This is a genomic window from Actinomyces oris, from assembly GCF_006546825.1.
Taxonomy (GTDB): Bacteria; Actinomycetota; Actinomycetes; order Actinomycetales; family Actinomycetaceae; genus Actinomyces; species Actinomyces oris.
On record NZ_VICC01000004.1, the window covers coordinates 149,358 to 160,629 of the forward strand.

Annotated in this window: 16 protein-coding genes and 1 tRNA gene; 3 read left to right on the forward strand and 14 right to left on the reverse strand. The window is 67.8% G+C overall.

Annotation, left to right across the window (positions count from 1 at the left end):
* Positions 1 to 17: 17 nt before the first annotated feature.
* The 11 genes from FK267_RS04915 to FK267_RS04965 all read right to left on the reverse strand — a co-directional run bounded on the left by FK267_RS04915 (position 18) and on the right by FK267_RS04965 (position 6,888).
* Positions 18 to 422, reverse strand: a complete 405-nt coding sequence (locus FK267_RS04915; RefSeq protein WP_141406495.1) for a hypothetical protein — start codon at positions 420 to 422, stop codon at positions 18 to 20.
* A complete protein-coding gene (locus FK267_RS04920; protein WP_141406496.1) occupies positions 383 to 625 on the reverse strand; it encodes a hypothetical protein in 243 nt (80 codons plus the stop codon). Before FK267_RS04920 ends, FK267_RS04915 begins: the two co-directional genes overlap by 40 nt.
* Positions 622 to 1,029 (reverse strand): hypothetical protein, encoded by a 408-nt coding sequence (locus FK267_RS04925; protein WP_141406497.1) that lies wholly within the window; start codon positions 1,027 to 1,029, stop codon positions 622 to 624. Before FK267_RS04925 ends, FK267_RS04920 begins: the two co-directional genes overlap by 4 nt.
* The gene (locus tag FK267_RS04930) at positions 1,026 to 1,316 is read right to left on the reverse strand and encodes a hypothetical protein (protein WP_141406498.1); all 291 of its coding nucleotides are present in this window, start codon (positions 1,314 to 1,316) and stop codon (positions 1,026 to 1,028) included. Before FK267_RS04930 ends, FK267_RS04925 begins: the two co-directional genes overlap by 4 nt.
* Positions 1,313 to 1,951, reverse strand: coding sequence for a hypothetical protein (locus FK267_RS04935; RefSeq protein WP_141406499.1), 639 nt, complete (start codon positions 1,949 to 1,951; stop codon positions 1,313 to 1,315). Before FK267_RS04935 ends, FK267_RS04930 begins: the two co-directional genes overlap by 4 nt.
* Positions 1,948 to 2,862 (reverse strand): hypothetical protein, encoded by a 915-nt coding sequence (locus FK267_RS04940; RefSeq protein ID WP_141406500.1) that lies wholly within the window; start codon positions 2,860 to 2,862, stop codon positions 1,948 to 1,950. The genes FK267_RS04935 and FK267_RS04940 overlap by 4 nt, the downstream gene beginning before the upstream one ends.
* Positions 2,859 to 4,700, reverse strand: coding sequence for a ParB N-terminal domain-containing protein (locus tag FK267_RS04945; protein ID WP_141406501.1), 1,842 nt, complete (start codon positions 4,698 to 4,700; stop codon positions 2,859 to 2,861). Before FK267_RS04945 ends, FK267_RS04940 begins: the two co-directional genes overlap by 4 nt.
* A gap of 795 nt (positions 4,701 to 5,495) precedes the next feature.
* A complete protein-coding gene (locus FK267_RS04950) occupies positions 5,496 to 5,918 on the reverse strand; it encodes a hypothetical protein (RefSeq protein ID WP_170198599.1) in 423 nt (140 codons plus the stop codon).
* A 96-nt stretch (positions 5,919 to 6,014) separates the two neighbouring features.
* The gene (locus FK267_RS04955; protein WP_141406503.1) at positions 6,015 to 6,269 is read right to left on the reverse strand and encodes a helix-turn-helix transcriptional regulator; all 255 of its coding nucleotides are present in this window, start codon (positions 6,267 to 6,269) and stop codon (positions 6,015 to 6,017) included.
* Complete coding sequence (locus FK267_RS04960) at positions 6,266 to 6,559, reverse strand: hypothetical protein (protein WP_141406504.1); 294 nt, start codon at positions 6,557 to 6,559, stop codon at positions 6,266 to 6,268. Before FK267_RS04960 ends, FK267_RS04955 begins: the two co-directional genes overlap by 4 nt.
* Positions 6,559 to 6,888 (reverse strand): helix-turn-helix domain-containing protein, encoded by a 330-nt coding sequence (locus FK267_RS04965; RefSeq protein WP_141406505.1) that lies wholly within the window; start codon positions 6,886 to 6,888, stop codon positions 6,559 to 6,561. The genes FK267_RS04960 and FK267_RS04965 overlap by 1 nt, the downstream gene beginning before the upstream one ends.
* 81 nt (positions 6,889 to 6,969) lie before the next feature.
* On the opposite strand from FK267_RS04965, the gene FK267_RS04970 reads away from it, so the two are divergent.
* Both FK267_RS04970 and FK267_RS04975 read left to right on the forward strand, forming a co-directional pair.
* On the forward strand, positions 6,970 to 7,473 hold the full coding sequence (locus tag FK267_RS04970; protein ID WP_141406506.1) for a hypothetical protein: 504 nt from the start codon (positions 6,970 to 6,972) through the stop codon (positions 7,471 to 7,473).
* Between the two features lie 133 nt (positions 7,474 to 7,606).
* Entirely contained in the window at positions 7,607 to 8,041 is a 435-nt protein-coding gene (locus FK267_RS04975) for a hypothetical protein (protein WP_141406507.1), read from the forward strand.
* 66 nt (positions 8,042 to 8,107) lie between these two features.
* Here FK267_RS04975 and FK267_RS04980 read toward each other — a convergent pair whose 3' ends face one another.
* From FK267_RS04980 to FK267_RS04990, 3 genes are all read right to left on the reverse strand, one after another.
* Positions 8,108 to 8,677 carry a DUF2335 domain-containing protein gene (locus FK267_RS04980; protein ID WP_170198600.1) on the reverse strand — a complete coding sequence of 190 codons (570 nt, stop codon included), beginning with the start codon at positions 8,675 to 8,677 and terminating at the stop codon, positions 8,108 to 8,110.
* 102 nt (positions 8,678 to 8,779) lie between these two features.
* Positions 8,780 to 9,799: a tyrosine-type recombinase/integrase gene (locus FK267_RS04985; RefSeq protein WP_170198601.1), complete on the reverse strand. Its 1,020-nt coding sequence runs from the start codon at positions 9,797 to 9,799 to the stop codon at positions 8,780 to 8,782.
* Between the two features lie 338 nt (positions 9,800 to 10,137).
* Positions 10,138 to 10,214 (reverse strand) — tRNA-Lys (locus FK267_RS04990).
* Between the two features lie 209 nt (positions 10,215 to 10,423).
* Between FK267_RS04990 and FK267_RS04995 the strand changes: the two genes are divergently transcribed.
* The gene (locus tag FK267_RS04995) at positions 10,424 to 11,086 is read left to right on the forward strand and encodes a hypothetical protein (RefSeq protein WP_141406510.1); all 663 of its coding nucleotides are present in this window, start codon (positions 10,424 to 10,426) and stop codon (positions 11,084 to 11,086) included.
* Positions 11,087 to 11,272: the final 186 nt, after the last annotated feature.

Sequence of the window (11,272 nt, forward strand, 5' to 3'; positions counted from 1 at the left end):
GAGGTCTCCTTGTCTGGTCAGTCGGAGCACCGGCACTCGCCGGTGAGGGGGTTGATGGGGCGTCCGCAGGAGAAGCAGAGGTTCTCCGTCGGGGGCCGGTAGTCGAAACGGTGGCGCGGTCGACGCCGAGGAACCGCTTTGGGTGTCGGAGCGGCTTTGGTGGGGGAGAGGGGCTGCTCGACGGCGCCGGCCGGCCGCTTCTCTTCGGTCTCTCTCTCATCCGCGTGCCCCGCCTCGGCCGTCGCCGGGGTGGCGCAGCTCTTGCACTCTCCGGCGCGTCCGTAGGGGACGGTCGAGGTCGGCCAGCCGTTGGTGATGCCCTCACTGGGGCGCATGACGGCGCCGCAGGAGCGGCAGTGGACCTGGCCGGAGGAGAAGTCGATCAGGACATGACGGGCGCGACGGCCTGTGCTGGTGGGCACGAGGTCCTCCTTTCGATGTGGGGGTAGTCGGAGCGGGCCAGCAGGCCCAGGGTGTGGTTGACTGCCCGGTCGTGGTCCTTGCAGTGGACGATGTGGTCTACCTGGCCGTTGGCGATCACCTCGCCGGTGCGGTGATCCAGGGACCTGACGGTGTCGCCGACACGGATCTCGTAGAAGGTCACCGGCGCCCAGGTGGTGCTCATGAGAGGCCTCCCCGGTCGTAGAGGGAGAGGTGGAACTCGTAGACGGGCTGGGCCAGACGCTTCTTGGTGACCTCCGGGTGGCGGCGCAGGTCCGGGCCGAGCAGGTGCTTGGCGTCGTCGTCGGGCAGGACGCCGGCGTCGACCAGGCCGTCGACGATGGGCTTGACTGTGGCCATGTAGTTGTGGGGGTCACGCCGACGGCGGTCGGGGAAGGCAATCTCCACCACCAAACGGGCTCGCTCAAGGCTCGGCGCATGAGAGAACCTCGCGGTCTGTTCAGCGAGCTTGCGAATCAACCGACGCTTGGGCGCCGTGTACCCCCAGTGGTTCCTCGAGTCATTGAGGTTCAGCACGTCACTGGCGGCCAGGCGGATCACCGCCTGCCAGGTGGGTTCCGGGCTCATGAGGCCACCTCCTGCACCTGGCTTGTGGGGGCAGCAGGCTTGAGTGGGCCGAAGTCGACCCGGATACCGTTGTCACGCAGCCACTGCCCCAAGGAGTCGCCGCCCCGGACACGTCCCTGGAGGGCGTCATCGAGGAAGCTCAGTAAGGAGAATGCCTGGGCGACCTCGCAGTCCTTGGTGGCCACGACGTCGGAGCGCGAGGAAGCGTCGACGGACTGTGCGGGAGCGGTCAGGGTCGCCTCGATCCCATCCTGGTGATCGAGCTCGACACGGATAGTGATCCTCATGCCGCGTCACCCCCGAACGGGACTTCGTCGTCGGTGAGGTAGCGGCTGATGAGGTCTGGGCGGTGGCCCTGCCAGGAGGTGATGATGCGCCGCCCCGACCCCGGCGCCCGCAGAACGACCGCCGGCGTGGTGGTGATGCCCCGGGAGAGCAGCAGGCTCTGGTGGCTCTCGGCGGACATCTCGGTGAACGTGACGCCCTCCTCGCCCAGGAGGCGGGTGGTCGCACGGCACGCCTCATGCCCCTGGGCGGTGTAGACCTCGACCAGGACCAGCCCGTTGGCTGGCGAGGCGTGGCCGGCCACGAGGTCCAGGGCGGTCAGCTCACCGTCCCGCTTCCGGTCATACCAGGCCGGCGCGTCACTGATGCCGGCGACACCTGCCATCGGTGTGCGCAGGGTACGGGCGGTGAACTGGACTCCCTGGTCGGTGAGCTCGTCGATACCGTCACGGTCCAGAGCGTCACCGTCGAGGTAGCTGGTGATGATCTTCAGGATCTGGGAAACCACACGGACCTCACGGCGCTGGCCGGCGACAACGTCGTCCCGGCTGGTCGCGTCAACGCTGGGCGCCGGAGCGGTCGCGGTCATCTCCATGCCCTCGGACAGATCGGCGTCAATGCTCAGGTGCACTCTCATGCCGCGTCACCCCCGAACGGGCCCTCAGCGCCCTCGTCACCCTCGGCGTTCCCGGAGGTCTCGGTGGTGCTGGTTTGGGTGTGGATCCAGTTCTGGATCTCGGTGACCAGGGCGTGCTCGGCCTCGCGGGCAGGCTCTCCGCCGGGTGGGGTGCCATCCAGGAGAAGGTCCATGAGGGCCTCAACAGCGGGGCCGTCGCAGGCGGGCACGCCCAAGGACGCCTCGCTGGTGCCGTAGGCGTCGCCGGTGGCCAGGACGGTCAGGCCCATCAGGGACTCCAGCGCCCCGCAGGCCACCAGCAGGTGGCCGGTGGCGGTGGCCACCAGGGGCAGGCCGCCCAGGGCGGTGGCCGTGGCCTTCCAGGCAGCGAGCTGGTCCTCGGGGATCAGGAAGGAGGCCTCCTGGGCGATCGGCTCGGCGCACACGCGCAGCACAGCGGCGGCACCGTCGACGCGGTCCAGGCCGCTCTCGTCGAAGTACTCCCCCTGGGCATGGATACGGATGGTGCGGCCCTCCAGGAGCCCGTCGACGTCGGTGGCCTGCAGGGTCTGGGCGGTGATGTCCAGGCTCAAGCGCTCGGTACCGGTGGACTTGAACACCTGGGTGATGACCTTCAGCGCAGGAGCGGTGAAGTCCAATCCCTCGGTCGTGTCCGTCTCGGCGTCCAGCTCGGTGGGGTCGTCGACCTCCAGCAGCGGGACCAGCGCGACCGCCGCCCGCTGCCGGTTGGTCGCGACCAGCGCCAGGCGCATGCGCTCGGCGTCGGCGACCACGCGGACGCGCTCCACCCCGCCGCCGTCCTTCTCCTTACCCGTGTGCGGGATGACCGCCTTGATCGCTGCGGTCAGGTCCTCTGCCCGGCACACGGCCGATACCGTGGCCCTCAGCCCCGGTGCCATTGTTGGTGTCATGACTGGCCCTCCTCGGCCTGGTCCGTCCTGGTGGTCTTGGTGGTGGGTTTAGTGCCGGGGACCTGGTGCAGGTCACTGTCGTCGGTGGCGTCCTCGACGTCCTGGCAGTAGTCGGCCTCGACGTCGGAGAGGGTGTAGCCGAGCTGCTCGAGGAAGCGCAGGTGCAGGCGGGTCATCATGGCGGACACGCCCCTGGTGTCGGTCCAGGTGTCCTTCTCGATGGAGCCCTCCATCGCTGCCAGCGCGAAGGTCAGCAGGGCCACCTCAGCGGCAGGCGCCGTCGGCAGCACCGCCCTCAGCGAGGGCAGGTCGCAGGCCAGCCGCTCCCTGCCCTTCTCCAGGGCGATGGACGACACACTCATGTGGGTCCAGCGCAGCACCGGGAAGAGGTACAGCGGCAGCCTGGAGCGCCAGGCCACCGCCGGGAGGCGGGTGCCCGAGGTCAGCAGCCGGTCCTGGATCCACTGGCGGCGCACGCCGTTGGCGGCATCCATGGCCTTGTTGCGGCGGATCTTCTCCGCCCTGGCCTTGCGCTGCTCGTCCTCCATGGGCCCTGAGGTCGCCCCGGAGGTGTTGCGGGCCCACCGATTGCGGTGCCCGTGGGCCCTCCAGTCGGTGCACCACAAGGTGACCCGTGTTCCGGTGACCTTGCGCTGGTCACCCTCCCAGGTGACGTCGGGGTATACCACGGCGGCGTGGCCGGGACAGGAGGAGTGCGTCGCCTCGGTCAGGACCTCACCATGGTCGTCGACCAGGGAGTCCAGGCGCTGACCCTTGTCATAGAGGGACCACTCCTTGGCATCCTCAATGGCCCGGATCCCCTGGGCCTCGAGCTCGGCGCGCTTGTCGGCCAAGATCCGTTCCTCCTCGGCCTCAGCCCGAGCCCGGGCGACGATGTGCTCGACCTGGTCGGGCCGCTCGATCGCATCGGCGACGGCCTTGGCCACCACCGATGAGTCCTCCACGGCGTCGGTGGCGAGCTCAGCCAGGTGACCGAGCCCCACCAGGTCGATCTGCGGGCGCTCGACGGCGGCCTGGCGTACGGCCTGCGGGGCGCTTGCTACGGCCCTGGCGGCCGCGACCTCCTCACCCCGGATACCCCGCCTGCGCAGGTCCTGGGCAGGTACGCCCAGGAGCACGAGCTGCTGGATCGCGTCGGCCCGCTCCGCGCTGTTGCAGTGCTCTGCCTCGTCATTGACCATCAGCTGGCTGGCAATCCGCTCAGCCTCGTCATCGACCCGCACCACCCGCACCGGCACACTCTCCAGGTGCAGGGCCAGGGCCGCGTCCAGGCGGCGGTGACCGTCCAGGACCACCAGGCCCGTCAAGGTCACGTAGACGTCGATGTCCTTGACCACGCCGTGAGCGCGGACCGTCTCCAGGAAGCCCTTGCCCGCCCGCAGGTCACGGCGCACGTTCTCCCCGGCCTGCAGGTACTCGGGGCTGACCAGGTAGCGGGCCCCCTCCACAACATGGTCCAGAGGATGGGTGGCCTCCTCGTGAGACAGGACCCTGGGGCCCCGCTCCACCACGGCCGGCAAGGCAGGCTCCGGCGGGGTCAGACCCACGTCTCGGCAGGTCTGCGCCAGGCCGGCGATCCCGTAGACAGCCGGGCTGTTAGGGGTCGCGGGGCGCTCCACGCCCACCCAGCCGGCCGCCTCCAACCGGTCCAGCACCCGGCGCAAGGTCCGACGGTCCAGCCCGGTGCTCTGAGCCAGCACCGCCTGGGAGACCTCCACCGCCGGCTCCCCGCCGGCCGCATCAAGCAGCGCGAACACCACCAGGCGGGCCTGCTCGTCATCGACGCCGATCACCGGCCGCTCCACTGTCGTAGTCATGAGAAAAGTCCTTCCTGAACACTGGTCCTGCGCTGCCTGGCGCGCACCCGCGCGCCCTCCTCGAGCCACCTCGACGACACCGACTCCGTGTCACCGACCAGCCTCATCGGCCCAGTCAGCTCACGTGCCGCCCACAGCACATGGGCCTCCACCTGAGGGGCCACCCGCCCGGCCTCAGCCAGGCAGGACGCCACCGCCTGCGCCGACCCCGACACGGCCGCCGCAATCACCGCCACCGTCAACCGCAACGCCTCCGACTGCTGCAAAGGCGTCAATGCCTGCCACAGATCCCGACGCCGCCCCGACTGCACATTCCCACTCACGCAGCCACCGCCGTCCGTGCCGCTCGTGAGAGTTGGCGAAGAGGAGTATCCCGGACACGGAAGACCGCCGAGATGAACGGGTTCTGGCCGTGATGAACTGTGAGCGCCGCCCGTCCCGTCACCCGGTACCTGAGGCGTTCCAACTCCGTTCGCGCCCAGCGCTCCAGATCCCGCTTCTCCCGCCCGAGCAAGGTCCCCTCAGCCGGCAGCGGCCAGAACACCGTCGCCGCAGAGCCCCGGATCGTCATCTCAGGTCTCCCCCAACGGGTACGCAGCCGCTCGGAGAGACGTTCCTCGGCTATAGCGGCCTGCTGCCAGTGCTTGAAACACATGCCATGGCTCTTGTGCCGCACGGTGTTCGCCCACTCGCCCTCGGCGCGCTGGCTACTGGGACGCAGCATCGTGGTGCAGCCCCGGGCGACGCACTGGACCGGGCCGTGGGACCAGTCGATCTTCCTAGACCTCCGCCGGCTCATGCCGCCACCCCCGACGGGTTATCCGAGCCAGCAGTCTCAACAGAACTGGCGTCACCGATGCCAGGCTCCTCCCACCAGGGGCGTACGCCGGCCTCCGGTGAGAGCTCCAGCATGACCACCCCCGTGCCCACAAGGACGACGGCGGGGATCGCCAGCCCGGAGAAGGCCCACGCTCGGGTCAGGCAAACGACCAGGTTCCCGACGATCAGCAGGGCGCCCAAGGCCAGCAGGACAGAGCCCCACCGGGCCTGCCGAGACGACAGTGACGGCGTCGGGACCCTTCCGCGCTCCTCGGCCAGGACATCGAGAATGCTCACCTCTCGGTACTCCCAGCGCGGACGCAGGGCCCTACGAACAGACACGGCCATAGCCGACAGTCGGGACCTGCGCTGGTGACGCGGCGTGTAACGGGTTTCCATGGGTATACTCCTTCGTGGATTCATTGGTTGATTCCTTCGCCCCGTCGCTGACGCACACAGCGCGGGGCGCCCTCTTGCCAGGGCAGATGCGCACGGTCACCCGCGCAGCTCGTGGCTCTCGATCCACAGGTCGAGGTCATGAGGACGGACCACCTTGGTCCTCTCCCCGAACTCGATCGAGGGCAGATCCTCGGTCCGGATGGCAGCCAGCACCGCCTTCCTAGGCAGTCCGGTCAGGCGACACACCTCCGTCACGCTGAGAGTGCGCACTTCTTCCACGGCGCCCGCCAGCAACAGCTTTTCAAGGCGATCCAGACGTTCCGCGAGCGCGTCCAGTGTCATTGCGCTCATCGCTTGCCCCTATCGTCGAGCAGGCCCTGATGCCTAGTGCCGACAGTGCCAGCGGCGTCACACTCCTGGGCGCTGTAAGTAGTGAGCTCCGCGAGGTCGAGGCTACGAAGCCTGCGTTCCTCATCCCTGAGCCACTGACTACCGAGCCCCTCGTCGATGGCCCGCATAGCGGCGACGCGGTACGCGTCGAAGTAGGCCTCTTGCCGCGGCGAAGACACAGACTCCTGCGCAGCCAAGCCGTTCTCGTAGTCGAGGATCTCCTCCTCGGACCATCCAGTCACGTCAGGCATCACTCAGCCTCCTCTGCGGAAGCGGACGCCGACGGCGAGGCTACGAGCGCGGGAGCCATGGCTCGCGAACGTGACGACGTGTTGAAGAACCGTTCTTCCGCTTCGGCGGTGAGTGCGGAAGCGGTGAGACCTAGGCGCTCGGCGACGACGGCGAGCTCGGATGGGGAGAAGGCCACTTGGCCGCGGCATTTGCGACCGAATACGTTGGGGTGCATGCCGATCTCAGAGGCCATCTCCCCCTGACTGATGCGAGCGCGTCCGAGCTCGGCGCGGACGACGCCCGACACCTCCTGGTCGAGAGTGACGAACCGAATTGGGTTTGAGGACATGGCAGTATGATGGAACCCAATTCGGTTCCCGTCAAACCCACTTCGGTTGCGCTTCGGTAACGACTGTGTCACTGTGGACCCATGGCACGCGCAAAGCAGCTCAGGCCCGTTGACCACCTGACCCAGTCGCTACTTGCTGACGCGGTGCGTGAGACCGGCGCCAAGCATGCGGATGTCGGCGAGAAGGCGGGCATGTCGCAGAACCGGGTTTCGATCATTCTGCGTCTCGGAACGCCCCCTGCGACGGTTGGCGAGATCTCTGCGATCGCCAGGGCGATCGGCCGGAGTGGATCGGAGTTCATAGCCGCCGCTGAAGCGGAAGTGGCGTCGGCAGTGGCTCGTTCGAGTTCGGACCGTACCGGTTCGGTTGCACCTTCACTAAGGTCGAGTAACGGTGCTCGCGACGGTGGGGGTAGCGATGTGGCTGTCTCCGATGGTGCGCAGGTGCTGTCGCTTCGTCCTGATGTGCCGCCGCCCCCGCCGCTCGACCAGGCTGCGGCCCGCACTGTGGGTCACCGCCCTGAGTGGGAGATGGAGAAGGCTTGCCGTGAGCGCGAAGCGAATGTGCAGCACGAAGGCGACTAACTTACGGGTAACAATTTAGATACAACCTCAAATAAGCCGGTCTAATCAGCCCAATTCAGGCCGTGCGGAGGCAAGATAGGCCCACCTATTCACCTGTCCGGTTTCCTCCGGGCCTTCCCCTTCCTTAACTAACATGTCCCAAACAGATTGCGGGGCGCGCACGCAGCGCCCCTGGAGCACCCTGCTCTCAGCCCATCCCAACACCGACGTCTGGCCCACCAACTCTCTCCCGCCCACCGTCCTAGGGTGCACCGACGGAACTTCCATCTGGCTTACCGTCGAGCAGACCGTTGCCGAAGCGCGATGCACCCTCGTCCATGAACTCATCCACCTCGAGCGCGGGCACCGCACCTGCCAGCCTCCTGACGTCGAGGCCGACGTCGCACGTGAAGCCGCCCAACGGCTCATCCCCATCGATGAGCTCGTCGATGCGCTCACCCAGGCGCGCAGCGAGCTCGAGGCCGCAGAACTGCTCTGGGTTGACGTCGACACCCTGCGAACCCGCCTCGCCTTCCTCGACGACGTCGAGTACTCCCGCCTTGGCCTGGCGCACGACCTCGCCTGCTAAGGCCCAGGAACAGTGAGGCGGCCCACCGCCCGAGATGGGTGGTGGGCCGCCTCACCGTCTTGTCTGTCAGCTGTTCGGCTTATTTGAGCGACTCGCCGCGATGATCTGGGGGCCAGCCGATACGGCTGTGGCTACTCCCGTCAAGGTCGCGGCAACGGGCTGGCCGTAGATCCCAAGGATGACTGTCGCCACAAGGAGCCCCCAAGGGAGGAAGGCGACAGCCCAGGCCGAACCAAGGAAGGCCCGAGCTTCAGCGCGTGTCGTCAGCCGCTGGTTCTCAATCTCGGCGGCTTGTCGATTCTCAGCCATCGTCAAGATGCGATCCGCGGCCCCGGGCTGCGTCCGTTCGAAGGCGCCGAAATCGCTCGGCGCAGGAAGTGGACCGGTGTAGGCCTGCGTCAGCTGGAACGACGACTGGAAGCCTGCGAGCGGCCCTCCGTCTGCATCGCCGAGGACAGGCTGCGACCAACTGACTCCCACGCCTTCGACGTCACGTCTCGCTGAGGAGTCCTCAACCGCCTGTAGTTCCCCATGCTCGGGTTCATGGCGAGGCGGAACCCCCGAGTCGCGCCGGACCGGATCGCTGCGGACATCGTCGCTACCGTCATGGTTCGCCTCCTCTGCGGTCGTGCTCATGACATCACCATCATAGGTGCGGGGGCGTTGCCCCATGGGGGTAATCGATCCATTTGAGATTTTCCTTTCAGCAGATGGGAACAGGGATGGGGGAGTCATACATCAGGTGATGGCGCCAGCAATCTCTTCCAACGAGGCAGCCTGGAGCTCCAGGCTGGGATGCTGGTAGCGGGCCGTCGTCAGAGCCTGCGTCTGCCCAAGAATCTCCTGTGCGGTCCTCAGCGAGACTCCCGCCTCGAGCAGCAGCGTTGCTGCCGTATGGCGCGCCGAATGCAGCCTCATCGTAGGCAACCCCTCCTCCTTCAGCGCCGTCTTCCAGTCCTCGTGGTCGCGGCGAGGATCGACGGGGACCCCTGGCTGTGACTCGAAGACGAACCTGGTTGGCCTAGCTGTCTCAAGATGTTCGGCGAGCGAATCGGCCAGAACCTGCGGTAAGGCGACGCGGCGTTGTGAGCCAATGGTCTTGGGACGCAGGAGCCACAGGCCGCCGTGAACCTGCTCTGCTTCCATGTGCGACGGGACCGGCGCCTCACGATCAGGGCAGTCGCCCGCCCTCCGGTAGCCACATGGCCAGGCTCCCAGAGCCTTGATCCCGCACCCGTGCTCCCAAGTCACCCTGCGCAGTTCCCAGGCGAGATCCACCCAGGGCATCGCATCGTCGAGGTGGAGGTGATCGAGCTGCAGGCCGAGCGCCTCACCCTGACGCTCTCCGACCATGAGCGCCAACGACCACCTCGCATGATCGCCTCGCGAGCGCCTCGCCCTCAGGAACCTGCGGGCCTCCTCAGCGCTCATCGCACGAGGCGGCTGCGACAACGTCGGCGGGGCCTTCACCAGACGCGCCACGTTCCTGGGAGCCACCCCCTCACGCTCGGCAGCCGCGAGCGCAGCGCGCAGGACTCGGTGGACTTTGGCGGCGGTGGAAGAGGATCTGCCTGACTGAGAGATGTAGCGGTGGAGGGTTCGGATGTCGCTGGAGGAGAGGCGGTCGATCCGGCAGCGACCGATAGCTGGGACGATGTGTGTGCGAGTGAGGGAGCGATAGTCGGCTGTTGTGGCGGGCTTTCGGATCGGGGCGACGTCCTGGTCGATCCACTGCTCCATCCACTCGGCAACGGTCACAGGGCGGTTGGTGGAGACGTTCCCGGTGCGGGCGAGTTCGTTCTGCGTCTCTCGCATCTTGCGCAGTGCTTCGACCTTGGAGCGGGTGCGGAATACCTTGCGGCGCCGGCGGCCGGTGGCTGGGTCCGGTGGGAGCGGGACTGCGGCCACCCACCGGCCCTGGGCGTCCTTGTAGACGGATCCCTCGCCTTTGCCCCGTCTCGCGCCCATCCCTGTTCCTCCTTGGCTGGCTACCATGTAGCCCATCGTGTAGCCAAAGGATACCGGAAATAGCCGACATGGGCGTCTCTAGTGAGTTGGGGGAAGCGCCGGTATTCCGCGGTGTGACGGCTTTTCGTTGGTACCCCCTGTGGGGCTCGAACCCACGACCTTCGGATTAAAAGTCCGCAGCTCTGACCAACTGAGCTAAGGGGGCGCACCAACGGCCGGAAGCAGAGTCCAGACGCCGTCGGCAGGGGTCAGCATAACCGGACAACCGACCACTGTGTCGAACCCGCCGCGCGGCTGGCCGCCGGCCCCTCCGTCGTCGGCCGGAAGTGAACCGGTGGGGGAGGGCCTGCCCGCTCGCGAGACAATGGGAGCGAGCGTCGTCGCCGGCGCGCCCGCACCGCGTGAGGAGTCCCCATGGCCCGCCAGTTCCACCGCCCCGCCCGACTTGACCCCGAGGCCGCCGAACAGATCGAGGGCAGCACCGACACCGCCGTCGCCTCCGAGCTCGCCCATCGCGCCGCCCAGGCCCTCATCGGCGGCTTCCCCGGCACCGAGACCGAGGACGACCCCATCACCCGCTCCGGCATCGTCGCCGCGGTCGCCACCAACGGCATCGACGACATCGCCGAGCTGTGGGCCGACTCCCCGGCCACCACCCTGCCCGGCACCCTGTGGCGCCTCTTCCTCGTGCGCGAGTGGATCCGCCGCGACCCCGAGCTCGTCGCCCGCCGCTATGCCACCGTCATCGACCTCACCGAGGCTGACGACGCCACCAACGCCCGCCTCGAGTCCGCCCTCGGCGAGGCGCGCCCCGCGCCCTCCCCGACCGACCTGCGCGAGCGTCTCGACGCCGTCCTGGCCGGCAGCGTCGAGGGCTCCGTTACCGAGATCGCCCCGCTGCTGAGCGCCACCGCCGGATTCCTGCGCGCCCTGGCGGCCGGCTCCAACCCCGTGTGGATCGAGGACGACGCCGACGAGCTCGCCGACCGCGTCACCCGCCGCGACTCCGCCCTCCTGGCCACCGCCGATGAGCTCACCGACGCCGCCCGCCGCGCCGCCACCGGACTCCTCGACTGAGAGGGCCTTGCGCAGGGGCGATCCGGGCGCGAGATGTCCAAATCGGATACAAAGGCCCGAAGTGAGTGTGTGAAGGTAGATCAGAACCGCATGATTCCGCGGATCTGTTGACGGTGTGAAGAGTGCGCAAGCTCCTTTGTCTCCGATTTGGACACGATCGGCACCATTGGCGAGATCATGCGCGCT